This is a genomic window from Klebsiella spallanzanii (assembly GCF_902158555.1).
Classification (GTDB): Bacteria; Pseudomonadota; Gammaproteobacteria; order Enterobacterales; family Enterobacteriaceae; genus Klebsiella; species Klebsiella spallanzanii.
Map to the genome: position 1 here is coordinate 110880 of NZ_CABGGS010000012.1, position 25250 is coordinate 136129.

A 25250-nucleotide genomic window follows, 5' to 3' on the forward strand; every position below is an offset into this window, starting at 1 on the left:
ATCAGACAATCTGTGTGAGCACTACAAAGGCAGGTTCTTTAAGGTAAGGAGGTGATCCAACCGCAGGTTCCCCTACGGTTACCTTGTTACGACTTCACCCCAGTCATGAATCACAAAGTGGTAAGCGCCCTCCCGAAGGTTAAGCTACCTACTTCTTTTGCAACCCACTCCCATGGTGTGACGGGCGGTGTGTACAAGGCCCGGGAACGTATTCACCGTGGCATTCTGATCCACGATTACTAGCGATTCCGACTTCATGGAGTCGAGTTGCAGACTCCAATCCGGACTACGACATACTTTATGAGGTCCGCTTGCTCTCGCGAGGTCGCTTCTCTTTGTATATGCCATTGTAGCACGTGTGTAGCCCTACTCGTAAGGGCCATGATGACTTGACGTCATCCCCACCTTCCTCCAGTTTATCACTGGCAGTCTCCTTTGAGTTCCCGGCCGGACCGCTGGCAACAAAGGATAAGGGTTGCGCTCGTTGCGGGACTTAACCCAACATTTCACAACACGAGCTGACGACAGCCATGCAGCACCTGTCTCAGAGTTCCCGAAGGCACCAAAGCATCTCTGCTAAGTTCTCTGGATGTCAAGAGTAGGTAAGGTTCTTCGCGTTGCATCGAATTAAACCACATGCTCCACCGCTTGTGCGGGCCCCCGTCAATTCATTTGAGTTTTAACCTTGCGGCCGTACTCCCCAGGCGGTCGACTTAACGCGTTAGCTCCGGAAGCCACTCCTCAAGGGAACAACCTCCAAGTCGACATCGTTTACAGCGTGGACTACCAGGGTATCTAATCCTGTTTGCTCCCCACGCTTTCGCACCTGAGCGTCAGTCTTTGTCCAGGGGGCCGCCTTCGCCACCGGTATTCCTCCAGATCTCTACGCATTTCACCGCTACACCTGGAATTCTACCCCCCTCTACAAGACTCCAGCCTGCCAGTTTCGAATGCAGTTCCCAGGTTGAGCCCGGGGATTTCACATCCGACTTGACAGACCGCCTGCGTGCGCTTTACGCCCAGTAATTCCGATTAACGCTTGCACCCTCCGTATTACCGCGGCTGCTGGCACGGAGTTAGCCGGTGCTTCTTCTGCGGGTAACGTCAATCACTAAGGTTATTAACCTTAATGCCTTCCTCCCCGCTGAAAGTACTTTACAACCCGAAGGCCTTCTTCATACACGCGGCATGGCTGCATCAGGCTTGCGCCCATTGTGCAATATTCCCCACTGCTGCCTCCCGTAGGAGTCTGGACCGTGTCTCAGTTCCAGTGTGGCTGGTCATCCTCTCAGACCAGCTAGGGATCGTCGCCTAGGTGAGCCGTTACCCCACCTACTAGCTAATCCCATCTGGGCACATCTGATGGCAAGAGGCCCGAAGGTCCCCCTCTTTGGTCTTGCGACGTTATGCGGTATTAGCTACCGTTTCCAGTAGTTATCCCCCTCCATCAGGCAGTTTCCCAGACATTACTCACCCGTCCGCCACTCGTCACCCGAGAGCAAGCTCTCTGTGCTACCGTTCGACTTGCATGTGTTAGGCCTGCCGCCAGCGTTCAATCTGAGCCATGATCAAACTCTTCAATTTAAGTTTGATGCTCGTAGAATTAAACTTCGTAATGAATTACGTGTTCACTCTTTGAGACTTGGTATTCATTTTTCGTCCGAGGACGTTAAGAATCCATGTCACTTTGAGTGCCCACACAGATTGTCTGATAAATTGTTAAAGAGCAGTGCAACGCGGCTTTCGCTCACCGTTGCGAGGTCCCGTATAATACGTTTTCCTCATTCAGAGTCAAGCGTTTATTTTCGCTTTTCTCTGCCGGCGTTCATCGCTGAACCCCGCTAACCCGGCGGCCTGTAAGCCGTTGTTCCGTGTCAGTGGAGGCGCATTATAGGGAGTAATTCTGAAGTGACAAGAGGTAATTGCAAAAAACTTTTTAACCGTCTCTTTTTTCACCACAACGGCGTGTAATGTAGCAAAAAACCGGCGTTTTGCCGTTTTAACCAACGAAGTAAGCTGCCAGATGGCATACTGGTAAGGTAAAAAAGAGAAAGGAACGGCATTTATGTCTTTAAGCGCACAGCAGCTGGCGGCACAAAAGAATATCTCCTGGTTATTAGCGGAGAAACTGGCTCAAAAAATCCTGACCGGTGAATATCAGCCAGAAAGTATCCTTCCTGGAGAGATGGAGCTGGGTGAACAATTCGGCGTAAGCCGCACGGCCGTACGTGAAGCGGTTAAGACGCTGACGGCAAAAGGTATGCTTTTACCACGCCCACGCATCGGCACCCGAGTCATGCCGCGCAGTAGTTGGAACTTTCTCGACAAAGAGCTGCTGGCCTGGTGGCTCACGGAGGATAATTTCCCTGATGTTGTCAGTCATTTCCTCGTTATGCGCGGAAGCCTGGAGCCTCAAGCCTGTTTCCTGGCAGCAACCTCAGGCACCCCAGAACAAAAAGCGCAGCTTAATACCTTGATGGAGGAGATGGTTGAGCTGAAGAGGAACTTTCAGCGTGAACGCTGGATTGAAGTCGATATGGCCTGGCATGAACATATATATGAAATGAGCGGAAATCCTTTTCTGACCTCTTTCGCTTCTTTATTCCATTCCGTTTATCACACCTACTTCACCTCTATTACGCAAAATGAAGTGGTGAAGCTGGATCTCCATCAGGCAATTGTTGATGCTATTCTGGATAGCGACGGCTTACGAGCGCTTAGCGCCTGCCAGGCCTTGTTGAATGCGCCAAACCATTCAGGTAATAACAAGGGTATCGAATGACCGAGAAGAAAGGGCGTAGTATGGCCGGGCTGCCGTGGATTGCAGCGATGGCCTTTTTTATGCAGGCGCTTGACGCCACCATTCTGAACACCGCCCTTCCAGCTATCGCCCATAGCCTCAACCGTTCACCACTGGCAATGCAATCGGCCATCATCAGCTATACGCTTACGGTAGCCATGCTTATTCCGGTTAGCGGCTGGCTGGCCGACCGCTTCGGCACACGAAAAGTGTTTATCATTGCCGTCAGCTTGTTCACCCTCGGTTCTCTTGCCTGCGCCCTTTCTAACTCCCTTACAGAGTTGGTTATCTTTCGCGTCATTCAGGGTATTGGCGGGGCGATGATGATGCCGGTGGCAAGGCTGGCATTACTGCGCGCCTATCCGCGCAGTGAATTACTGCCAGTGCTAAACTTCGTCACGATGCCAGGATTGGTGGGCCCTATTCTCGGACCGGTACTTGGTGGCGTATTGGTCACCTGGGCTAGCTGGCACTGGATTTTCCTGATTAATATTCCCATCGGCATTATCGGCATCGTGTACGCCCGCAGGTATATGCCGGATTTCACCACGCCCCGACGCCGCTTTGATACTCTCGGTTTTCTACTGTTTGGTTTGAGCCTGGTGCTATTTTCCAGCGGAATCGAACTCTTTGGCGAGAAGATCGTTGCCACATGGATTGCCCTGGCCATTATCGCCCTGAGCGTTATTTTACTGTGGGCCTATATTCGCCATGCACGCCATCACCCCGCACCGCTCATTTCACTTTCTTTATTTAAAACGCACACCTTTTCCGTCGGGATTGCAGGAAATCTGGCCACACGGCTGGGCACCGGCTGTGTTCCGTTCCTGATGCCTCTGATGCTACAGGTCGGTTTTGGTTATCCGGCGATTATCGCAGGCTGCATGATCGCGCCTACGGCTATCGGTTCGATTATCGCGAAATCAACCGTTACTCAGATTCTTCGCTGGTTTGGCTACCGAAAAACGCTCGTTGGGGTAACGGTATTTATTGGCCTGATGATCGCTCAGTTTTCACTACAATCACCGGATATGTCGATCTGGATGTTGTTACTACCGCTATTCGTTCTGGGGATGGCGATGTCCACCCAGTTCACATCAATGAACACTATCACGCTCGCCGATTTAACCGATGAAAATGCCAGCAGCGGCAACAGTATGCTGGCGGTTACTCAGCAGCTATCCATCAGTCTTGGGGTCGCCATTAGCGCGGCTGTTCTGAGGTTTTATGAAGGATTCGATAGCGCAAATACCATCGAGCAGTTCCACTACACTTTTATTACCATGGGAGCCATCACTGTGGTATCGGCGCTGGTATTTGCCTTATTAAGAGCAAAAGATGGCCGCAACCTGATTAAGGAGCGGCACAAGCGTTAGGCTGAGCCGCGAACCACCAGCTCAGGTGTTAATTGAACGCGCTGCTGTTTTTGTCCCGGCTCGGCCATTCGGTGAATCAACACGTCAATGGCCAGCTCGCCCAGCTCATCTTTAGGCTGATGAATAGTGGTCAGCGGTGGCGTCATGTAGCGTGCCAGTTCAATGTCGTCATACCCCACCAGCGCCATATCCTGTGGGATACGTAACCCGCTCTGATAAAGAGCCTGATAAGCGCCAACCGCCATCGCATCATTACCAACAAATACCGCCTGCGGCAGCTCTCGCAGAGTCAGCAGTTTCTGCATCGCGCTAAATCCGCCGCCAAACTCAAAATCACTGCTAATCACATATCCTTCAGGCACCACGAGTCCGGCACGGCTCATCGCAGCCTGATAGCCTTCGAGGCGCAGCCGAGCTGGCGTTTTATCCAGTGGCCCTGCAATGCAGGCAATCCGCGTATGGCCTTGATCAATTAGATACTGCGTCGCTATATCGCCGCCGAGCAAAGAGTTGTCCTGAATCAGATCGCTATCGCCGTCAAACGGTGCCCAGTCCATCATCACCGTCGGGACAGAAGGGTAGCGTTGCATAATTTCCGGCGAGGGTTGATGGGTTTCAGTACATAACAGCAGTAAACCGTCGACGCGCTTTTGCATCAGCGTCTCAAGATTACGGTTCATCCGCTGCTCATCGCCTTCGGTGTTACACAGCACCAGGCTGTAGCCCCGCTCAAAACAGCTGCGCTCCACACCACGTACCAGCTCCGAGTAAAACGGGTTGGTACTGGCGGTGATGAGCATACCAATAGTGCGGGTTTGGTTTAATTTCAGACTGCGCGCCAGCGCGGAGGGAGCGTAGTTGAGGCTCTTGATCGCGGCGTCGACTTTAGCGGTAATCGCTTCGCTAACGAAGCGATCTTTGTTGATGACATGAGAAACCGTCGAAGTGGAAACGCCCGCAATACGGGCTACATCCTTCATGGTGGCCAAACATTACCCCTGTTGACGTAAAAATTCGTCTATCTCTTTTCGCCATGGCACGGAGGGCTGAGCCCCTTTACGGGTGACAGCGATGGCCGCAGCAGCATGGGCAAAACGAATGGCCTCCGCCAGTTTGCTACCTTCAAGTAGCGCAGTGACCAGCGCACCATTGAAGGTATCGCCAGCAGCAATAGTGTCCACTGCCTGCACTTTAAAACCGGGAACCCGGCGACCTTCACCTTCGCAGCTGGCCCATACGCCACGGCTGCCAAGGGTAATGATCACCGTACCAATACCTTTATCATGGAGCACTTTAGCGGCTTTTGCCGCATCATCGTCGTTTTCCACACGAATGCCGGTCAGCTTTTCCGCTTCTGTTTCGTTAGGGGTAATGATATCCACCAGCGCTAACAGTTCATCCGGCAGTTCACGAGCCGGTGCGGGATTGAGGATCACTGAAGTTTGATTTTGGTGAGCAATTTTTGCCGCCGCCAGTACGCTTTCCAGCGGCGATTCCAGCTGCATCAACAGAGCCTGAGCGCTGGCAATACGCTCTTTTTCAGCATCAACCTGCGCAACAGAGAGTGCGGCATTAGCACCGGCATGAATACCGATGGTATTTTCACCTTCCGCGTTAACAAAAATCAGCGCCACGCCGGTTGATTCATCGGCAACCGCTCTTACTGGCGCAACGTCAATGTTATCGCTTTCCAACTGACGACGGACGCGTTCGCCGATGTCGTCATCGCCGGTACAGGCGATAAAAGCGATATTTGCCCCACTGCGCCCGGCAGCAACGGCCTGGTTTGCGCCCTTACCGCCAAAAGCGACCTGATAATGATGACCGGTGACGGTTTCACCAGGCGTAGGGAAGGCCTCGAGGTTAAGAATGTGATCGGCGTTGATACTACCAAGGACGACAAGTTTACCTGCGGTTTTCATAATCAATATTCCCGGAAAGCGCGCCACCGGAATCCGGTGGCGCATGCCCTGCTTTTCTTTATTATGTTGTCCCTCGGACCGTCACCGGCCCGAATCGCACATTATTGCTTAATGACCAGTTTCAACTCAACCGGATAGCTGGCATCCACTTTTTCGCCCTTCAGCACTTTATCGGCTGTCTCAACGCCTTTCACGCCGATCTGCTCCGGTAACTGGGCGATGGTCGCTGCCAGTTTGCCACTGTTTACCGCTTTCTCGCCATCCGGAGTGCCATCAAATCCAACGACCATCACATCAGATTTACCCGCTGTTTGCAGAGCACGCAATGCCCCCAGCGCCATTTCATCGTTCTGGGCAAATACTGCCTGCACGTCAGGGTGCGCCGTCAGCAGGTTCTGCATGACGTTCAGGCCTTTAGTGCGGTCAAAATCGGCTGGCTGACTGGCCAGTACGTTAAACTTATGTGCCGCAACGGCCTGCTGGAAACCTTCGCCGCGTTCACGTGCCGCAGATGTCCCCGCAATTCCTTGTAGTTCAATGATCTTCGCGCTCTCGCCCACTTTCTTCGCGATATAGTCACCCGCCATCTTGCCGCCCAGCACGTTATCAGAAGCGATATGGCTAACCACTTCACCCTTTGATGCCTGACGGTCAAGAGTAATGACCGGAATTTTAGCCTGGTTTGCCAGCTTCACTGCGTTGCCAACCGCATCAGAATCCGTTGGGTTAATCAGCAGCAGCTTAGCGCCACGAACGGTTAAATCCTGAACGTTAGCCAGCTCTTTCGCCGGGTTGTTCTGAGAATCCAGAACCACCAGGTTATAGCCGAGTTTGTCCGCTTCTTTTTGCGCGCCATCCTTCAACGAGACAAAAAATGGGTTGTTAAGCGTAGAGATAACCAGAGCGATAGTGTCTTTTGCCATCGCGTTTGCGCTTACGGTCGCACTTAAAGCTACAGCAGAGACCAGGGTCGCCAGTTTTTTCATATTCATAGTTAAGATGTCCTGTAGAGTTCTCAGTTACTGCTTCTTGTTATCTACCAGTACCGCCAGCAGAATGACCACCGCTTTTACGATCATCTGGTAATAGGATGAAACGCCTAATAAATTCAAACCGTTGTTCAGGAAGCCGAGGATCAGCGCACCGATCAACGTACCGACAATACGCCCTTTACCGCCCGCAAGGCTGGTACCACCGAGCACTACCGCAGCAATCGCATCCAGTTCATAACCTGTACCCGCCGTTGGCTGCGCGGAAGAGAGACGCGCAACTTCAATAATCCCGGCCAGCGAAGCCAGCATGCCGCACAAAGAATAGACGATGATTTTAACTTTATTGACGCTGATGCCTGAAAGACGGGTTGCCGCCTCATTACCACCGAGCGCGTAGATATAACGACCCAGGCGAGTATGGTGCAGCATGTACCAGGCGGCCAGGAAGACAATCGCCATAATCCACACCGGGGTTGGGATCCCCAGCGGGCGGCCAATCCCGAACCAGCCAAACAGATCGGCATTGTCGGTAAAGCCGGTATTTACCGGACTACCGTTGGTATAAACCATGGTTACACCACGCAGCAGAAGCATCATCACCAGCGTGGCGATAAATGCCTGTACGCGCCCTTTCGCCACAATAACGCCGGTGACAGCGCCAATTGCCGCACCTAATGCCAGTGCAGCGGCAACCGCCACCAGCGCATTAACCTCAATCCCGACAATCGAAGCGGCAACCGCACCGGTCAGCGCCAGCAGGGAACCGACGGACAGGTCGATACCCGACGTCAAAATAACCAGCGTCATCCCTACCGCCATAATGGCGTTAACGGAAGTCTGCTGCAGAATATTGAACAGGTTGTTCACGGTAAAAAAGTTGGGGCTCATGGTCGAAACAATTGCAATCAGCACCAGTAGTGCAATCAGCGATTTTTGCTCCATTAGCCACGCTTTTGTGAAGTAGCGACGACCAGAAACAGCCGGGTTATTCATCTTTTTTACTCCTGATTCACACGATTAAGCTTGCCCACAGCGGCAGCCATCAATACTTCCTGGGTGGCCTGCTCGCGTGTGAATTCACCGCCGAGATGCCCTTCATGCATCACCATAATGCGATCGCTCATACCCAATACTTCCGGCATCTCCGAAGAGACCAGAATGATGCTCAGGCCTTCGGCTTTAAACTGGTTAATCAGTTGGTAGATCTCTTTCTTCGCCCCAACGTCCACGCCGCGGGTCGGTTCATCAAGGATCAGCACCTTCGGGCGGGTCATCAGTCCACGAGCTATCGCGACTTTCTGCTGGTTGCCGCCGGAAAGCAGGCCAATGGCTTGTTCCATCGAAGGCGTTTTCACATTAAACAGGCGGATAAAATCACTCACCGCCTGCTGTTCATCTTTATGCTTGAGGCTACCGCCGCCGCGGCTGAAGTAGCGCAGCGCGGTCAGCGACATGTTCTCTTTAACCGACATGCCAAGCACTAAGCCGTCGCGCTTACGGTCTTCAGAGATATAAACGATGCCGTTTGCCAGGCCATCCTGCGGAGAACGAGTCACCACTTCCCGGCCATCCAGCGTGACCGAACCGCTGCTGCGCGGCAGCGCGCCGTACAGCACCTTCATCAGCTCGGTGCGCCCGGCGCCCATCAGCCCGGCAACGCCAAGAATCTCGCCCTGATGCAGCGTAAAGGAGATGTTCTCCACGCCAGAGCCGCACAGGTTGTCGACCTTAAGGCGAACCGCGCCTGGGGTTTTATCCAGATGCGGATACTGGTCTTCCAGTTTGCGGCCTACCATCATCTCAATCAGCAGATCTTCATCCAGACTGGTCACTTCACGCTCGGCGATAAACTGCCCATCGCGAAATACCGTGACGTCATCGCAAATCTCGAAGATCTCTTTCATACGGTGGGAGATATAGACAATACCGCGCCCCTGCGATTTTAGTTCGCGGATCACGCGGAACAGGGATTCGGTCTCGGTGTCAGTCAGCGCATCGGTCGGTTCATCCATAATGATGACCTTCGACTCAAAGCTGAGCACTTTGGCTATCTCGACCATCTGCTGATCGCCAATCGACAGATCGCCCACCAATTTCTGACTGTTAAAGCGTAAATTCAGCTTTGCCAGCAGTTTATCGGCTTCGGCGTACATCGTTTTCCAGTCAATTTTGCCAAAGCGATTCACAAACTCACGACCGAGGAAGATATTCTCGGCAATCGTCAGTTGCGGGATCAGGTTTAGCTCCTGGTGAATGATGCCGATTCCGGCTTCCTGAGAAGATTTGGGTCCATTGAAGGTGGTTTCTTTTCCCAACCACAGTAAAGAGCCAGCATCGCGGGAGTAGATACCGGTCAGCACCTTCATCATGGTGGATTTACCAGCACCGTTTTCCCCGACCAGCGCCATGACGCGGCCAGGATAAACGTTTAGCGAGGCGCCGGAGAGCGCTTTAACGCCAGGGAACGCTTTATCGATCCCTTTTAATTGCAATAAGGCTTCCATATCGGCGACCTCAGAACGTCACGCCGGCACAGAGAATAACGTTCGCATACGGGGAACACTCCCCGCTGCGAATCACCGCCTGACTATCTGCGGTTTCTTTTTTGAACTGCTCATGACTGGTGTAACGAATTTCAATAGTGTTTCCCTGGTGTTGCTGCAGCTGCTCAAGATGATTGAGCAACATCGTGTGGAGCTGCGGATTAAGGGTTTTAATCTCTTCCGCGAGGATAGCCGCTTCAACCTGCATTTCGCTCGTCACTACCTCCAGAACCTGCATAAAGGAGGGCACCCCTTGGGTTAACGCCATATCGATACGTGCGCTACTGCGGGGAACAGGTAACCCGGCATCGCAAACCACCAGCGTATCGGTATGACCCAAGCGGGAGATAACCGACGAAATATCAGCATTGAGTACGGTACCTTTTTTCATTTCTCTTTACTCCACTAGCGAAACGTTTCGCTCATATAAGTATTAGCAATAGGAGAGCAGAAAACCATCATCAGATGTGAGAATTGTGATCGCCATCGAAACGTTTCGCAAACTGAGGCAAAGGAAGGATGTCGGAATAACAAACAACAAAAAGCCCTTCACAAAGGAAGGGCTTTAGAGAATCAAATCTCGACCTGGGTGCCGAGTTCAATTACTCGGTTAGGTGGGATTTCGAACTGGTCCGGGGCGCGCAAGGCGTTGCGCTGCAACAGGAGATACAGCTTACCGCGTAAACGCAAATACCACGGCCGTTTGCCGATGATCAGCGACTCATGCGACATAAAGAAAGAGGTCTCCATCATCCGGCAGCTCAGTCCCTCCAGCCCGCAGCGGTGGAAAACTTCTTCAACATTCGGCGTTTCGCGCCAGCCATAGCTGGCGACTACCCGCCAGAACGATGGTGAAATCTGCTCGATCTGTACGCGGCGGACGTTATGCACATACGGCGCATCTTCAGTACGCAGCGTCAGCAGAATCACCCGCTCATGCAGCACCTTGTTATGCTTCAGGTTATGCAACAGGGCAAAAGGTATTACGTTTAGCGCTCGGGACATATAGACGGCGGTCCCCGGTACGCGAACCGGCGGCGATTTTTCAAGGGATGAGATCATCGCTTCCAGTGAATTGCCATGTTCATGCATCCGGCGGAGCAGGCGGAAACGCTCGCTCTTCCAGGTTGTCATGATGATAAACATCACTAAACCAAGCGTTAGCGGTAGCCAGCCGCCGGAGACGATTTTATCTAGGTTCGCCGAAAACAGCGGGATGTCGATGCACATGAATGCCACCAGCAGGAGCGCGACAACAAACTTATTCCAGTGCCAGTTTTGACGCGCCACCGTGGTGAACAGAATCGTCGTCAGAACCATCGTCCCCGTCACCGCAATACCATATGCCGCAGCCAGATTCGACGAATGTTCAAAGTTAACAATCACGATGACCACCGAGATATAGAGCAGCCAGTTGATAAACGGGATATAAATCTGGCCGGACTCCATCTCCGAGGTATGAATAATACGCATCGGCGACAGGTACCCCAGACGCACCGCCTGACGAGTTAGCGAGAAGACGCCGGAGATAACCGCCTGGGAAGCGATAACCGTCGCCAGGGCGGCGATAATCAGCATCGGAATCAACGCCCACTCGGGCGCCAGCAGGAAGAATGGGTTCTTAATCGCTTCCGGATGTTTTAACAACAGCGCGCCCTGACCAAAATAGTTCAGCACCAGCGAAGGCAACACCACTGAAAACCAGGCCAGGCGAATTGGCAATTTACCGAAGTGCCCCATATCGGCATAGAGCGCTTCCACGCCGGTAATAGACAGGACAACCGCCCCTAACGCCACAAAGGAGACGGTTTTATATTCGAGGAAAAAGTGAACCGCCCAGTATGGGTTCAACGCCTGCAGCACTTCCGGGTTAGCAAAGATGCTGCGCGCGCCAAGTACCGCCAACAGCAGGAACCAGATAAGCATAATCGGCGCGAATAGCTTACCTACCATGCTGGTACCGTGCTTCTGGATAGCAAACAGCAGCGTCAGGACAATAATAGATATAGGGACGACCCAGGTATCCAGATCGGGTGCAATAATTTCCAGCCCCTCTATCGCCGACATCACCGAGATTGCAGGGGTAATCACCACTTCGCCATAGAAGAAACTACCGCCGATAAGCCCAAGTATCACCAAAACCGACGTCGCTCGCGCAGACGTATTTCGCCCCGCCAGCGACATTAACGTCAGGATCCCACCTTCACCGGCGTTATCTGCTCGCATAACGAAAGTAATGTATTTGAGTGATACGGTAAGAATTAATAGCCAAAAAATGAGCGACAGGAAGCCAAAAACAGCATCACGCTCAACGCCAAAGCCAAACTGACCCGACAGACATTCACGAAGTGTATAAAGTGGGCTGGTACCGATATCGCCGTATACCACGCCGATTGCCGCCAGCGTTATTGCCGGCAACGATTGCTTATTATCAGAGCTCATAGACTAGTCTTTTCGTTTATACACATCACTCTTCAAGCTGCTTCTGCGTTGGCTGCGCTCAGAAACCCCAGTCACATAGCTATCTATGCTCCAGGGGATTTCATCCCTTGCCGCCTTGACGCATCCTGAACATTTTTGTGTATATAAAACAAATGTGTTCCTGGTCCCTTGGCCCACAAAAAGCGCACAGTATGCACGATTATTTGCTGAATCGTACCCCTAACTGACATCATCTTAACCTGACTCAAAGAAAATAAATCGATTCTTCAGGCTATTACCACCCCTAATCAAACATCTATACTCGACTTAACAACGACATTCTAAAAAGCACGCAACTCTATTATGGCTCAATCACATTTACTGGCAGAAAGAATTTCCCGGCTCAGCGCCGCCCTGGAAAAAGGACTCTTTGAACGCAGCCACGCAATACGCCTTTGTCTACTTGCGGCACTCAGCGGCGAGAGCGTTTTTCTGCTCGGCCCGCCGGGCATCGCCAAAAGCCTGATTGCCCGTCGCCTCAAGTTCGCCTTCAAGCAGGCTCGCGCGTTTGAATACCTGATGACCCGCTTTTCCACGCCGGAAGAAGTATTTGGCCCGCTCTCCATTCAGGCGCTGAAAGATGAAGGACGTTACGAGCGTTTGACCGCCGGTTATCTTCCGGAGGCCGAAATTGTTTTTCTCGATGAGATCTGGAAAGCTGGCCCGGCAATCCTCAACACGCTACTGACGGCAATAAACGAGCGCCATTTCCGCAATGGGGCGACCGAAGAGAAAATCCCCATGCGCCTGCTGGTGGCAGCATCGAACGAGCTTCCAGAGGCGGACAACAGCCTGGAAGCCTTATACGATCGTATGCTTATTCGTTTGTGGCTGGATAAGGTACAGGATAAAACCAACTTCCGCTCAATGCTGATAAGCCAACAGGACGAGAACAGTAACCCTGTCCCGGAGAATTTGCAGGTCAGCGACGAAGAATTCCTGCAATGGCAGCAGGATATCGGCAGCGTGAAGCTACCGGACAGCGTTTTTGAACTGATTTTTCAGCTGCGCCAGCAGCTTGATACGTTACCAAACGCGCCCTATGTCTCCGATCGCCGCTGGAAAAAAGCCATCCGTCTGTTACAAGCCAGCGCCTTCTTCAGCGGCCGCGATACCATTGCCCCAATTGACCTGATCCTGCTGAAGGATTGCCTGTGGCACAATATCGAGACGATGAATCTGATGTCAGCACAGCTGGAGACCTTAATGACCAGCCACGCCTGGCAGCAGCAGACGATGCTCACGCGTCTGGGGGCGATAATTCAAAGGCGAATTCAGCTTCAACAGCAGCAAAGCGATAAAACTGCGCTAAAAGTTACCCGTCTCGGCGGCATGTTTAGCCGTAAACCTCATTATGAACTACCTGCGGAAGTGCAGGATACCACGCTAACTCTGCTCCTTCAGCAGCCGCTAAAACTGCACGATTTGGAAGTAATTCATATTACGTTTATCCGTGAAGAGTTGGCTCATTGGCTGGAAAAAGGCGGTGAGATCCGCGGCAAGCTCAATGGGATTGGTTTTGCCCAGCAGTTGAATATGGATGTTGATACCAGCCAGCATCTGGTTGTGCGCGATGTCAGCTTGCAGGGTTCTCGTCTCTCCCTACCCGGTAGTGAATCACGGGAACATATGCCCACCGAAATCAGGCAACAGTTGGAGGCGCTGGACGAAGAGTGGCACCAGCAACATAACCGCTTCAGCGAACAGCAAAAATGTCTGTTTATCCCCAGCGAATGGCTGGGGCGTATTGAAGCCAGCCTACAGGACGTTGGGGCGCAGATTAAACAGGCGCGCCAGTCATGACCCTGGATATGCTGAATGTCATGCTGGCAGTCGGCGAAGAGGGAATGATCGATGAGATGCTGCTGGCACTGCTGGCGGCGCCTCAGCTAGCCATTTTCTTTGAAAAATTTCCGCGGCTCAAAAACATTATCGCCGCCGACATTCCACGTTGGCGTGAGGCGGTGAGATCGCGGCTAAAAGAGACTCATATCCCTCCCGAACTGGATGCGGAAGTTCAGTGCTATCAGCAGTCTCAGCGTCTTTCCACCTCGCAGTTTATCGTTCAGCTTCCACAAATACTGAACCAGCTACACAGACTCCATTCCCCTTTTGCCAGCCAGGCGCAGCAACTGGTGGATAACAACCACTCCTTTACGCCAGCGCTGCACACGTTATTCCTACAGCGCTGGCGTCTGAGTCTGGTCGTGCAGGCGACCTCTCTCAATCAGCAACTGCTGGATGAAGAGCGCGAGCAGCTGCTGAGCGAAGTCCAGGAACGTATGACCCTCAGCGGTCAGCTGGAGCCGGTGCTGGTGGAAAATGACAATGCGGCGGGACACCTGTGGGATATGAGCGCCGGCGAACTAAAACGCGGCGATTATCAGCTGATCGTTCGCTACGGGGATTTTTTGACTCAACAGCCAGAGTTAATGCAGCTGGCCGAACAGCTTGGACGGTCGCGTGAAGCGAAAGCGGTGCCGAAGAAAGATGCGCCAATGGAGACCTTCCGCAGCCTGGTAAGAGAACCAGCCACCGTACCGGAACAGGTCGACGGACTCCAGCAGAGCGACGATATTTTGCGTCTGCTGCCGCCGGAGCTTGCCACCCTGGGCATTACCGAGCTGGAGTTTGAATTCTATCGCAAGCTGGTGGAAAAACAGCTACTGACCTATCGACTACACGGCGATGCGTGGAAGGAAAAGATAACAGAACGCCCAGTCACTCGTCAGGATTTTGATGAACAGCCGCGAGGGCCGTTTATCGTCTGCGTCGATACTTCCGGCTCAATGGGCGGATTTAATGAACAGTGCGCTAAGGCCTTTTGCCTGGCGCTAATGCGGGTAGCGCTGGCGGATAACCGCCGCTGCTTCATTATGCTGTTTTCCAGCGAAGTGGTGCATTACGAACTCACTGGCCCCCAAGGTCTGGAACAGGCGATCCGTTTCTTAAGCCAGCGTTTTCGCGGCGGTACCGATCTGGCCAGCTGCTTCCGGGCCGTCATTGAGCGCATGCAGAACCCGCAGTGGGTAGATGCTGATGCAGTGGTGATTTCTGATTTTATTGCCCAGCGATTGCCGGATGAGGTGATCAATAAGGTGGGAGAGCTACAGCATAAACATCAGCACCGTTTTCATGCGGTGGCGATGTCGGTACACGGCAAGCCCGGTATCATGCGCATTTTCGATCATATCTGGCGCTTTGATACCGGGTTACGTAGCCGCCTGCTGCGACGCTGGCGGCGTTAACAGCAACTAAAGAAGAGCAGCAACGCTTTGACGAATCTGCGTTGGCCATACGCCGCACTGTACCTGGCCGATATGGTCAAGCTGCAGGAGCAGCATCGTCAAACGAGATTGACCAATACCGCCGCCAATAGTCTGCGGCATTTCTCCGCGCAACAGCGCCTGGTGCCATTCCAGCTTCAGACGATCTTCATCACCGGTGATGGCAAGCTGGCGTTTCAGCGCTTCAGCATCAACACGGATGCCCATTGAAGAGAGCTCGAACGCATCTTCCAGAACCGGGTTCCATACCAGAATATCGCCGTTCAGACCCGCAAAGCCTTCTGCAGCAGGCGTGCTCCAGTCATCATAATCTGGCGCACGCACATCGTGACGCTGACCATCAGACAGTTTGCCGCCAATGCCGATCAGGAATACCGCACCCAGCTCTTTAGCGATCGCCCGCTCGCGGCCTTTGGCATCAAGATCAGGATAGCGACTGAGCAGCTCCTCGCTATGGACAAACTGGATCGTCTCCGGCAGGAACGGCGTCAAGCCGAACTCTTTACTGACGGCAGCTTCAGTCGCCTTGATCCCTGCATAGATCGCTTCAACGGTTGATTTCAGCGTTCCGCCGTGGCGTTCTTCGTCACCCATTACACGCTCCCAGTCCCACTGGTCAACGTAAACGGAATGGATGGCGGTTAACCGGTCTTCATCGGGGCGAAGGGCCTTCATGTGCGTGTACAGCCCTTCACCCGCGCTGAAGTCGTGTTGTCCCAGGGTTTGACGCTTCCACTTCGCCAGTGAATGAACCACTTCGAACTGGGCGTCTGGCAGTGTTTTCACTTTAACCTGAACCGCTTTTTCGCAACCAGAAAGGTTATCCTGAGTCCCATCCCCCACGCGGCTTAAGATCGGCGCCTGAACTTCGATCAGGCCGAGCTTCTCTTCAAGCTGACGGGAAAAGTGAGACTTAACGAAACTAATCTGGCGTTGTTTTGCGATGTATGCGGTTTTCATTTTTTATTACTCCTGCGTCCTGTTGCCATTGATTAAGCAACAAAACAGGGCTGCAATTCAATAATCAAACAACAAAAAGCCTCCATCGATTTTAATACGTTAATATAAGGCGCTAAAATAGAGTGATTCATCAAACTTCATAAGAAAAACCTATGGAAAATTATCAAATCGACAATCTGGACCGCGGCATCCTCGAAGCTTTAATGGCCAATGCGCGTACCGCCTATGCCGAACTGGCGAAACAGTTTGGCGTCAGTCCCGGGACAATCCACGTTCGCGTAGAGAAAATGAAGCAGGCTGGAATTATTACCGGCGCGCGTATCGACGTCAGTCCAAAACAGCTGGGTTACGATGTGGGCTGTTTTATCGGCATTATTCTGAAGAGCGCGAAAGACTATCCGTCCGCGCTGGCCAGACTGAACAGCCTGGATGAGGTTACTGAAGCGTATTACACCACCGGCCACTACAGTATCTTTATAAAAGTGATGTGCCGATCGATTGATGCCCTTCAGCATGTACTTATCAACAAGATCCAAACAATTGATGAAATTCAGTCCACTGAGACATTGATCGTCCTGCAGAACCCGATTATGCGTACTATCCGCCCATAATCGGGCTTTTTAATCCCACATTTTTCCACAGGTAGATCCCAGCTCGCTCACAGCGTACAATACGCCACTCTGAATAGTTGGGCGGGCGATCATGGCAGACATAACTCTTATCAGCGGCAGCACTCTGGGCAGCGCGGAATATGTATCAGAACATCTGGCGGAAAAGCTGGAAGAGGCTGGTCACAGCGCCACTATCCAGCACGGTCCGCTGATTGAAGATCTGCAAGCGCAAGGGATCTGGTTGGTTATCTCCTCTACTCATGGTGCAGGCGATATTCCCGACAATCTGCTGCCCTTCTATGAAGCGCTTCAGGAGAAGCAGGTCGATCTTTCTGCGGTCCATTTTGGCGCAGTCGGCATAGGCAGCCGTGAATACGATACCTTCTGCGGCGCGATTGATAAGCTCGAGACGGCACTTAAAGCCTGCGGAGCAAAACAGATTGGCGAAACGCTAAAAATTAACGTCCTCGAGCATGAAATTCCTGAAGATCCGGCCGAGATTTGGCTGGGATCCTGGAAAAATCTGCTCTGAGAATTGTAAAGATCATACTTTCTTCTGTGGATAACTATGCTTAAAAGCTTGGATCAACCGGTAGTTATCCAAAGAATAACCGTTGACTGATTTTTGTGCTGTGCATAACCCTTCATTTTGATCCCAGCTTATACGGACCAGGATCACCGATCATTCACAGTTAGTGATCCTTATTAAGCACTTGATCTTAAATTGCGGATCTGACTTATCCACAAGGCAAGCCGATCCTAATAAGAGATCACAATAAAACAGATCTCTAAATAAAAGATCTTCTTTTTAATACTCAGGATCCCGGACGCTTTCTCGGAAGGCGAAAGTTGAGTAGAATCCACGGCCCGGGCTTCAATCCATTTTCAAACCGCTTTACGCGAGGCATACCACCATGTTTTATCAGGATCCTTTTGACGTCATCATCATTGGCGGGGGTCATGCAGGCACTGAGGCCGCGATGGCCGCAGCGCGAATGGGTCAACAGACTCTGCTTTTGACACACAATATCGACACCCTGGGGCAGATGAGCTGCAACCCGGCGATTGGCGGCATTGGGAAAGGACACCTGGTAAAAGAAGTGGATGCGCTTGGCGGCCTGATGGCGAAGGCAATTGACCATGCCGGTATCCAGTTTAGGATACTAAACGCGAGCAAAGGCCCGGCAGTTCGGGCTACCCGCGCTCAGGCAGACCGTGTGCTCTATCGCCAGGCTGTACGCACCGCGCTGGAAAACCAGCCGAACCTGATGATCTTCCAACAGGCTGTTGAGGATCTGATTGTTGAAAACGATCGCGTTGTCGGCGCAGTTACCCAAATGGGGCTGAAATTCCGTGCCAAAGCGGTTGTGCTGACTGTCGGGACGTTCCTCGACGGCAAGATCCATATCGGTCTGGATAACTACAGCGGCGGCCGTGCTGGCGATCCTCCATCGATCCCCTTGTCCCGGCGTTTGCGTGAACTGCCGCTACGCGTCAGCCGCCTGAAAACCGGTACTCCGCCACGCATTGATGCGAGAACTATCGACTTCGGCGTTCTGGCTCAGCAGCACGGCGATAATCCGATGCCGGTCTTCTCGTTTATGGGCGATGCTTCCCAGCATCCGCGCCAGGTACCGTGCTATGTCACGCATACCAACGAGAAAACCCATGACGTGATCCGCAATAACCTCGATCGCAGCCCGATGTACGCCGGTGTGATTGAAGGTATCGGCCCGCGTTATTGCCCGTCGATCGAAGACAAGGTGATGCGCTTTGCCGATCGTAACCAGCACCAGATTTTTCTGGAGCCGGAAGGTCTGACATCCAATGAAATTTACCCAAACGGCATTTCTACCAGCCTGCCGTTTGATGTCCAGATGCAAATCGTCCGCTCAATGCAGGGGATGGAAAATGCAAAAATCGTTCGCCCTGGCTACGCTATTGAGTACGATTTCTTTGACCCGCGTGACCTGAAACCGACGCTGGAAAGCAAATTTATTCATGGTTTATTCTTCGCAGGCCAGATTAACGGCACTACCGGTTACGAAGAAGCTGCCGCACAGGGCCTGCTTGCAGGGCTGAATGCGGCGCGTTTCTCTGCCGAGAAAGAGGGGTGGGCGCCGGGTCGCTCTCAAGCGTATCTTGGCGTTCTGGTGGACGATCTGTGCACACTCGGTACCAAAGAGCCGTATCGCATGTTTACCTCACGTGCGGAATATCGCCTGATGCTGCGTGAAGATAACGCCGATCTGCGGCTGACTGAACAAGGCCGTGAACTGGGTCTGGTGGATGACGAACGCTGGACGCGTTTCAACGAGAAGCTGGAAAGCATTGAACGTGAACGTCAGCGCCTCAAATCCAGCTGGGTTAATCCGCTGGCGGAAAGCGCTGCGGAAGTTAACGCTCAGCTGACTGCACCTTTGTCGCGTGAAGCCAACGGTGAAGATTTGCTCCGTCGTCCGGAAATGACCTATGAACAGCTGGTGCAGCTGTCGCCTTTCTCGCCAGGTCTTGAGGACAAACAAGCGGCTGAACAAGTGGAAATTCAGGTAAAATACGAAGGTTACATCGCACGCCAGCAGGATGAGATCGAAAAACAGCAGCGCAATGAGAACACTTTACTGCCTGCCACTCTTGATTACCGCCAGGTAAACGGATTGTCGAATGAGGTGATTGCCAAGTTAAACGACCATAAGCCGTCTTCGATAGGGCAGGCATCGCGTATTTCTGGTATTACGCCTGCGGCAATCTCAATTTTGCTGGTGTGGTTGAAAAAACAGGGAATGCTGCGCCGTAGCGCCTGAATTTCCCTGAACGATACATTTGGCGGATAGCGCATCAGATATCCGCCTGGTTAATATCTCAGCCCGGTAAGCGCATCGCCTCCGGGCTCATTGTTTTTAAACAGGTACCAAACGTGCTCAACAAACTTTCTCGTCTGCTTGATGAAGCGGGTATTTCACTTACCGATCACCAGAAAAACCAGCTGGTTGCCTATGTGGGCATGCTGGATAAGTGGAATAAGGCCTATAACCTGACCTCGGTTCGCGATCCAGGCGAGATGCTGGTACGCCACGTTCTCGATAGTATTATTGTTGCGCCATATCTTGAAGGAACACGTTTTATCGACGTGGGTACTGGACCAGGGCTGCCGGGGATCCCGCTGGCTATCGTACGTCCTGAATCCCATTTCACCTTACTGGACAGCCTTGGCAAACGTGTGCGCTTCCTCCGACAGGTCCAGCATGAGCTAAAACTGGAGAACATCACCCCGGTACAAAGTCGTGTGGAGGAGTTTCCGGCAGAGCCGCCGTTTGATGGCGTGATTAGCCGCGCATTTGCGTCTCTGAATGACATGGTGAGCTGGTGCCATCATTTACCCGCAGAAAACGGACACTTCTATGCGCTCAAAGGTTTAGCGCAGGAAGAGGAAATGGCAAATCTACCGGAAGGGTACGTCATTAATGACGTTTTTGAACTGCATGTTCCTCAGTTGGAAGGGGAGCGTCACCTGGTGGTGATTCAGCCAAAAATGATTTAATTTTTATCAAAAAATGTGAAAAAAAGATGGGCCGTGCATGTTACAAAAATAAAAGTCACGGCAGGTTATTACTGGACTATCTTTAACCATGATTTCACTATGGTTTTTCTTTCTGTTAACTTTGCCTTGTTACTTTACCGGCAGAATAGTCAACATTGAAAATATCAGGACGCTAAAAATCGTGCTGCTTACGCTTCATACTGATGTTAAATATTTATTATGAATGTCAATAAAAGGTTTTTATTGTATGTGGGATTGTTTTAGAAAGAATGCCCACTTTTTATGTTGAATATCAAACGGATAAATTTTTAAGTTTTATGTACAGAATTAATTCGATTTCACTAAAAATGTCTATTATGTGATCTGATGCACGCTTTAATTGCCGTGTTTTCGCGTTATTTGCAGTTTTGCATGACTGCTCACAGATCGGTGAAATGCATGAAAAGTTGTCTGTCGGAAAATAATTAAACATTTATTCACTATTTTGCTACTTATTGTTTGAAATCACGGGGCGTCACCGTATAATTTGTCCGCTTTTTGATGCTTGACTCTTCGTCTTAAAGGACGTTTTATACGACACGCGACATACCTCGAAGGGAGCAGGAGTAAAAACGTGATGTCAGTGTCGCTCTTGAGTCGAAACGTTGCTCGTAAGCTTCTGTTTATTCAGTTACTGGCAGTAATAGCAAGTGGACTGCTGTTCAGCCTCAAAGACCCTTTCTGGGGCATCTCCGCCGTTAGCGGAGGTTTGGCGGTTATTTTGCCAAACATGATATTTATGATTTTTGCCTGGCGTCATCAGGCGCATACACCAGCTAAAGGCCGAGTGGCCTGGACCTTCGCCTTCGGTGAAGCTTTTAAGGTGTTGCTGACCTTCGCCCTTCTGGCGGTGGCGCTGGCGGTTTTCAAAGTGGTGTTTTTGCCGCTGATAGTGACGTGGGTTTTGGTGCTGGTGGTACAAATTCTGGCGCCAGCTGTAATTAACAACAAAGGGTAAAAGGCATCATGGCTTCAGAAAATATGACGCCGCAGGAATACATAGGACACCATCTGAACAACCTTCAGCTGGACCTGCGTACTTTCTCGCTGGTGGATCCGCATAACCCCCCGGCCACCTTCTGGACGCTCAACATTGACTCCATGTTCTTCTCGGTGGTGCTCGGTCTGTTGTTCCTGCTGATGTTCCGCAGCGTAGCCAAAAAGGCAACCAGCGGCGTACCAGGGAAATTCCAGACCTTTATCGAGATGATCATCGGCTTCGTCCATGGCAGCGTTAAAGATATGTATCATGGCAAGAGCAAGGTTATTGCTCCGCTGGCCCTCACCGTGTTCGTTTGGGTATTCCTGATGAACCTGATGGACCTGCTGCCAATCGACCTGTTGCCATACATCGGTGAACACATTTTCGGCCTGCCTGCACTGCGTGTGGTTCCGTCTGCTGACGTAAACATCACCCTGTCGATGGCGCTTGGCGTGTTTATCCTGATTCTTTTCTACAGCATCAAAATGAAAGGCGTAGGCGGGTTCGTTAAAGAGCTGACCCTGCAGCCGTTCAATCACTGGGCGTTCATTCCTGTCAACTTAATCCTTGAAGGGGTAAGCCTGCTGTCTAAACCAGTATCTCTGGGTCTGCGACTGTTCGGCAACATGTATGCCGGTGAGCTGATTTTCATTCTGATTGCTGGTCTGTTGCCGTGGTGGTCACAGTGGATTCTGAATGTGCCGTGGGCCATTTTCCACATCCTGATTATTACGCTGCAAGCCTTCATCTTCATGGTTCTGACGATCGTCTATCTATCGATGGCATCTGAAGAGCATTGATTTTTACCAACATACTACGTTTTAACTGAAACAAACTGGAGACTGTCATGGAAAACCTGAATATGGATCTGCTGTACATGGCTGCCGCTGTGATGATGGGTCTGGCGGCAATCGGTGCTGCGATCGGTATCGGCATCCTCGGGGGTAAATTCCTGGAAGGCGCAGCGCGTCAACCGGATCTGATTCCTCTGCTGCGTACTCAGTTCTTTATCGTTATGGGTCTGGTGGATGCTATCCCGATGATCGCTGTAGGTCTGGGTCTGTACGTGATGTTCGCCGTCGCGTAGTAAGTTGTTCGAAAGAAACCTAAGCCACAGAGTAATTTTTTAAGAGGTATTGTGCTGTGAACATGAACGCAACAATCCTCGGCCAGGCCATCGCGTTTGTTATCTTCGTATGGTTCTGCATGAAGTATGTATGGCCGCCGTTAATGGCTGCCATCGAAAAGCGCCAGAAAGAAATTTCTGACGGTTTAGCTTCTGCAGAACGCGCTAAGAAAGATTTGGACCTTGCACAGGCCAACGCGACCGACCAGCTGAAAAAAGCGAAAGCGGAAGCCCAGGTAATCATTGAGCAAGCGAACAAGCGTCGCTCTCAGATCCTGGACGAAGCAAAAGCTGAAGCAGAACAGGAACGCACCAAAATCGTCGCACAGGCGCAGGCTGAAATCGATGCCGAACGTAAACGTGCTCGTGAGGAGCTGCGTAAGCAGGTCGCTATCCTGGCTGTTGCTGGCGCCGAGAAGATCATCGAACGTTCCGTGGATGAAGCTGCTAACAGCGACATCGTGGATAAACTTGTCGCTGAACTGTAAGGAGGGAGGGGCTGATGTCTGAATTTGTAACGGTAGCTCGCCCCTACGCCAAAGCAGCTTTTGACTTTGCCGTCGAACACAACAGTGTTGAACGCTGGCAGGATATGCTGGCGTTTGTCGCTGAAGTGACTAAAAACGAACAAATGGCAGAGCTACTCTCTGGTGCACTTGCACCGGAAACGCTCTCTGATGCGTTTATCGCGGTTTGTGGTGAGCAACTGGACGAAAATGGTCAAAACCTGATTCGGGTAATGGCTGAAAATGGTCGTCTGAAAGCGCTCCCTGATGTTCTTGAGCAGTTCATTCACCTGCGCGCTGCCAGTGAGGCAACCGCAGAGGTAGAAGTTATTTCTGCCAATAAAATGAGTGAAGAACAGCTTGCGAAAATCGCCAGCGCGATGGAAAAACGTCTGTCACGCAAAGTTAAGCTGAATTGCAAAATCGATAAGTCTGTAATGGCAGGCGTAATCATCCGTTCGGGTGATATGGTCATTGATGGCAGCGTACGCGGCCGTCTTGAGCGCCTTGCAGACGTCTTGCAGTCTTAAGGGGACTGGAGCATGCAACTGAATTCCACCGAAATCAGCGAACTGATCAAGCAGCGCATTGCTCAGTTCAATGTTGTGAGCGAGGCTCATAACGAAGGTACTATCGTTTCTGTTAGTGACGGTGTTATCCGTATTCACGGTCTTGCCGACTGTATGCAGGGTGAGATGATCGCTCTGCCGGGTAACCGTTACGCAATCGCACTGAACCTGGAGCGCGACTCCGTAGGTGCAGTTGTGATGGGTCCGTACGCTGACCTCGCCGAAGGCATGAAGGTCAAATGTACTGGCCGTATCCTTGAAGTACCGGTTGGCCGTGGCCTGCTGGGCCGTGTGGTTAACACCCTGGGTGCACCGATTGATGGTAAAGGTCCGCTGGAGCACGACGGCTTCTCCGCCGTTGAAGCTATCGCTCCGGGCGTAATCGAACGTCAGTCCGTCGATCAGCCTGTACAGACCGGTTATAAATCCGTTGATGCCATGATCCCAATCGGTCGTGGCCAGCGTGAACTGATCATCGGCGACCGTCAGACCGGTAAAACCGCTCTGGCCATCGACGCCATCATCAACCAGCGTGATTCCGGCATCAAGTGCGTCTATGTGGCCATCGGCCAGAAAGCGTCCACTATTTCTAACGTGGTACGCAAACTGGAAGAACACGGCGCGCTCGCGAACACCATTGTTGTGGTTGCAACCGCATCTGAATCTGCTGCGCTGCAATATCTGGCACCGTATGCCGGTTGCGCAATGGGTGAATACTTCCGCGACCGCGGCGAAGATGCGCTGATCATTTATGATGACCTGTCTAAACAGGCCGTTGCTTACCGTCAGATCTCCCTGCTGCTCCGCCGTCCGCCTGGACGTGAAGCATTCCCGGGCGACGTATTCTACCTCCACTCTCGTCTGCTGGAGCGTGCTGCACGTGTTAACGTCGAATACGTTGAAGCTTTCACCAAAGGTGAAGTGAAAGGTAAAACCGGTTCTCTGACTGCGCTGCCGATTATCGAAACCCAGGCGGGTGACGTTTCTGCGTTCGTTCCGACCAACGTAATTTCCATTACCGATGGTCAGATCTTCCTGGAAACCAACCTGTTCAACTCCGGTATTCGTCCTGCGGTTAACCCAGGTATCTCCGTATCCCGTGTTGGTGGTGCAGCCCAGACCAAGATCATGAAGAAACTGTCCGGTGGTATTCGTACCGCGCTGGCGCAGTATCGCGAACTGGCGGCGTTCTCCCAGTTTGCCTCTGACCTTGACGATGCAACCCGTAAGCAGCTGGACCATGGTCAGAAAGTGACTGAACTGCTGAAACAGAAACAGTATGCGCCGATGTCCGTTGCGCAGCAGTCTCTGGTTCTGTTCGCCGCAGAACGTGGTTATCTGGCGGATGTAGAGCTGGCGAAAATCGGTAGCTTCGAAGCTGCTCTGCTGGCTTATGTCGACCGTGATCACGCTCCGTTGATGCAAGAGATCAACCAGTCCGGTGGCTATAACGACGAAATCGAAGGCAAGCTGAAAGGCATCCTCGATTCCTTCAAAGCAACCCAATCCTGGTAA

The 25250-nt window shown here is 51.9% G+C and carries 22 protein-coding genes and 1 rRNA gene; 14 read left to right on the forward strand and 9 right to left on the reverse strand.

Features of this window, described 5'->3' with window-relative positions:
• Nucleotides 1–44 precede the first annotated feature (44 nt).
• Nucleotides 45–1584 (reverse strand): 16S ribosomal RNA (locus tag FN082_RS11710).
• A 481-nt stretch (nt 1585–2065) separates the two neighbouring features.
• Between FN082_RS11710 and FN082_RS11715 the strand changes: the two genes are divergently transcribed.
• Nucleotides 2066–2782: a FadR/GntR family transcriptional regulator gene (locus tag FN082_RS11715; protein WP_139538513.1), complete on the forward strand. Its 717-nt coding sequence runs from the start codon at nt 2066–2068 to the stop codon at nt 2780–2782.
• The gene (gene mdtD / locus FN082_RS11720; RefSeq protein WP_139538512.1) at nt 2779–4176 is read left to right on the forward strand and encodes a multidrug transporter subunit MdtD; all 1398 of its coding nucleotides are present in this window, start codon (nt 2779–2781) and stop codon (nt 4174–4176) included. Before FN082_RS11715 ends, mdtD begins: the two co-directional genes overlap by 4 nt.
• Here mdtD and rbsR read toward each other — a convergent pair.
• The 7 genes from rbsR to kup all read right to left on the reverse strand — a co-directional run bounded on the left by rbsR (nt 4173) and on the right by kup (nt 12075).
• Nucleotides 4173–5165, reverse strand: a complete 993-nt coding sequence (gene rbsR / locus FN082_RS11725; RefSeq protein WP_139538511.1) for a ribose operon transcriptional repressor RbsR — start codon at nt 5163–5165, stop codon at nt 4173–4175. The genes mdtD and rbsR overlap by 4 nt on opposite strands.
• 3 nt (nt 5166–5168) lie before the next feature.
• Nucleotides 5169–6101, reverse strand: a complete 933-nt coding sequence (rbsK, locus tag FN082_RS11730) for a ribokinase (RefSeq protein WP_185932119.1) — start codon at nt 6099–6101, stop codon at nt 5169–5171.
• Between the two features lie 98 nt (nt 6102–6199).
• Entirely contained in the window at nt 6200–7090 is an 891-nt protein-coding gene (rbsB, locus tag FN082_RS11735; protein ID WP_139538510.1) for a ribose ABC transporter substrate-binding protein RbsB, read from the reverse strand.
• Between the two features lie 27 nt (nt 7091–7117).
• Entirely contained in the window at nt 7118–8083 is a 966-nt protein-coding gene (rbsC, locus tag FN082_RS11740; protein ID WP_004855792.1) for a ribose ABC transporter permease, read from the reverse strand.
• 5 nt (nt 8084–8088) lie between these two features.
• Entirely contained in the window at nt 8089–9594 is a 1506-nt protein-coding gene (gene rbsA / locus FN082_RS11745; protein ID WP_139538509.1) for a ribose ABC transporter ATP-binding protein RbsA, read from the reverse strand.
• Between the two features lie 10 nt (nt 9595–9604).
• Nucleotides 9605–10024, reverse strand: coding sequence for a D-ribose pyranase (gene rbsD, locus FN082_RS11750; RefSeq protein WP_139538508.1), 420 nt, complete (start codon nt 10022–10024; stop codon nt 9605–9607).
• A 182-nt stretch (nt 10025–10206) separates the two neighbouring features.
• Nucleotides 10207–12075, reverse strand: coding sequence for a low affinity potassium transporter Kup (gene kup, locus FN082_RS11760; protein WP_139538507.1), 1869 nt, complete (start codon nt 12073–12075; stop codon nt 10207–10209).
• A 342-nt stretch (nt 12076–12417) separates the two neighbouring features.
• Between kup and ravA the strand changes: the two genes are divergently transcribed.
• On the forward strand, nt 12418–13917 hold the full coding sequence (gene ravA / locus FN082_RS11765) for an ATPase RavA (protein WP_142465761.1): 1500 nt from the start codon (nt 12418–12420) through the stop codon (nt 13915–13917).
• On the forward strand, nt 13914–15362 hold the full coding sequence (gene viaA, locus FN082_RS11770; protein ID WP_139538505.1) for an ATPase RavA stimulator ViaA: 1449 nt from the start codon (nt 13914–13916) through the stop codon (nt 15360–15362). Before ravA ends, viaA begins: the two co-directional genes overlap by 4 nt.
• Nucleotides 15363–15368: 6 nt before the next feature.
• Here viaA and asnA read toward each other — a convergent pair whose 3' ends face one another.
• Nucleotides 15369–16361, reverse strand: a complete 993-nt coding sequence (gene asnA / locus FN082_RS11775; protein ID WP_139538504.1) for an aspartate--ammonia ligase — start codon at nt 16359–16361, stop codon at nt 15369–15371.
• 152 nt (nt 16362–16513) lie between these two features.
• On the opposite strand from asnA, the gene asnC reads away from it, so the two are divergent.
• The 10 genes from asnC (at nt 16514) to atpA (ending at nt 25250) form a co-directional block, all read left to right on the forward strand.
• Entirely contained in the window at nt 16514–16972 is a 459-nt protein-coding gene (asnC, locus tag FN082_RS11780; RefSeq protein WP_004107306.1) for a transcriptional regulator AsnC, read from the forward strand.
• Between the two features lie 91 nt (nt 16973–17063).
• Nucleotides 17064–17504: an FMN-binding protein MioC gene (gene mioC / locus FN082_RS11785; RefSeq protein ID WP_139538503.1), complete on the forward strand. Its 441-nt coding sequence runs from the start codon at nt 17064–17066 to the stop codon at nt 17502–17504.
• A 382-nt stretch (nt 17505–17886) separates the two neighbouring features.
• Nucleotides 17887–19776, forward strand: a complete 1890-nt coding sequence (gene mnmG, locus FN082_RS11790; RefSeq protein ID WP_142981610.1) for a tRNA uridine-5-carboxymethylaminomethyl(34) synthesis enzyme MnmG — start codon at nt 17887–17889, stop codon at nt 19774–19776.
• A gap of 113 nt (nt 19777–19889) precedes the next feature.
• Nucleotides 19890–20513: a 16S rRNA (guanine(527)-N(7))-methyltransferase RsmG gene (gene rsmG, locus FN082_RS11795; RefSeq protein ID WP_139538501.1), complete on the forward strand. Its 624-nt coding sequence runs from the start codon at nt 19890–19892 to the stop codon at nt 20511–20513.
• A gap of 616 nt (nt 20514–21129) precedes the next feature.
• Nucleotides 21130–21510, forward strand: a complete 381-nt coding sequence (atpI, locus tag FN082_RS11800; protein ID WP_112215593.1) for a F0F1 ATP synthase subunit I — start codon at nt 21130–21132, stop codon at nt 21508–21510.
• Nucleotides 21511–21518: 8 nt separating this feature from the next.
• Entirely contained in the window at nt 21519–22334 is an 816-nt protein-coding gene (gene atpB / locus FN082_RS11805; protein ID WP_112215594.1) for a F0F1 ATP synthase subunit A, read from the forward strand.
• 47 nt (nt 22335–22381) lie between these two features.
• A complete protein-coding gene (atpE, locus tag FN082_RS11810) occupies nt 22382–22621 on the forward strand; it encodes a F0F1 ATP synthase subunit C (protein WP_000429386.1) in 240 nt (79 codons plus the stop codon).
• 56 nt (nt 22622–22677) lie between these two features.
• Nucleotides 22678–23148 (forward strand): F0F1 ATP synthase subunit B, encoded by a 471-nt coding sequence (gene atpF / locus FN082_RS11815; RefSeq protein ID WP_004107293.1) that lies wholly within the window; start codon nt 22678–22680, stop codon nt 23146–23148.
• 14 nt (nt 23149–23162) lie between these two features.
• On the forward strand, nt 23163–23696 hold the full coding sequence (gene atpH / locus FN082_RS11820) for a F0F1 ATP synthase subunit delta (protein WP_112215595.1): 534 nt from the start codon (nt 23163–23165) through the stop codon (nt 23694–23696).
• Between the two features lie 12 nt (nt 23697–23708).
• Nucleotides 23709–25250 (forward strand): F0F1 ATP synthase subunit alpha, encoded by a 1542-nt coding sequence (atpA, locus tag FN082_RS11825; RefSeq protein WP_139538500.1) that lies wholly within the window; start codon nt 23709–23711, stop codon nt 25248–25250.

Excerpts from the sequence above, each read along its gene's own strand:
- atpI (WP_112215593.1), top strand. The coding sequence starts at position 21,130 with ATGTCAGTGTCGCTCTTGAGTCGAAACGTTGCTCGTAAGCTTCTGTTT.
- asnC (WP_004107306.1), top strand. The coding sequence starts at position 16,514 with ATGGAAAATTATCAAATCGACAATCTGGACCGCGGCATCCTCGAAGCT.
- mioC (WP_139538503.1), top strand. The coding sequence starts at position 17,064 with ATGGCAGACATAACTCTTATCAGCGGCAGCACTCTGGGCAGCGCGGAA.
- ravA (WP_142465761.1), top strand. The coding sequence starts at position 12,418 with ATGGCTCAATCACATTTACTGGCAGAAAGAATTTCCCGGCTCAGCGCC.
- FN082_RS11715 (WP_139538513.1), top strand. The coding sequence starts at position 2,066 with ATGTCTTTAAGCGCACAGCAGCTGGCGGCACAAAAGAATATCTCCTGG.
- rbsD (WP_139538508.1), bottom strand. The coding sequence starts at position 10,024 with ATGAAAAAAGGTACCGTACTCAATGCTGATATTTCGTCGGTTATCTCC.
- rbsB (WP_139538510.1), bottom strand. The coding sequence starts at position 7,090 with ATGAATATGAAAAAACTGGCGACCCTGGTCTCTGCTGTAGCTTTAAGT.
- viaA (WP_139538505.1), top strand. The coding sequence starts at position 13,914 with ATGACCCTGGATATGCTGAATGTCATGCTGGCAGTCGGCGAAGAGGGA.
- atpE (WP_000429386.1), top strand. The coding sequence starts at position 22,382 with ATGGAAAACCTGAATATGGATCTGCTGTACATGGCTGCCGCTGTGATG.
- atpA (WP_139538500.1), top strand. The coding sequence starts at position 23,709 with ATGCAACTGAATTCCACCGAAATCAGCGAACTGATCAAGCAGCGCATT.
- atpB (WP_112215594.1), top strand. The coding sequence starts at position 21,519 with ATGGCTTCAGAAAATATGACGCCGCAGGAATACATAGGACACCATCTG.
- kup (WP_139538507.1), bottom strand. The coding sequence starts at position 12,075 with ATGAGCTCTGATAATAAGCAATCGTTGCCGGCAATAACGCTGGCGGCA.
- mdtD (WP_139538512.1), top strand. The coding sequence starts at position 2,779 with ATGACCGAGAAGAAAGGGCGTAGTATGGCCGGGCTGCCGTGGATTGCA.
- asnA (WP_139538504.1), bottom strand. The coding sequence starts at position 16,361 with ATGAAAACCGCATACATCGCAAAACAACGCCAGATTAGTTTCGTTAAG.
- atpH (WP_112215595.1), top strand. The coding sequence starts at position 23,163 with ATGTCTGAATTTGTAACGGTAGCTCGCCCCTACGCCAAAGCAGCTTTT.
- rbsC (WP_004855792.1), bottom strand. The coding sequence starts at position 8,083 with ATGAATAACCCGGCTGTTTCTGGTCGTCGCTACTTCACAAAAGCGTGG.
- mnmG (WP_142981610.1), top strand. The coding sequence starts at position 17,887 with ATGTTTTATCAGGATCCTTTTGACGTCATCATCATTGGCGGGGGTCAT.
- rbsA (WP_139538509.1), bottom strand. The coding sequence starts at position 9,594 with ATGGAAGCCTTATTGCAATTAAAAGGGATCGATAAAGCGTTCCCTGGC.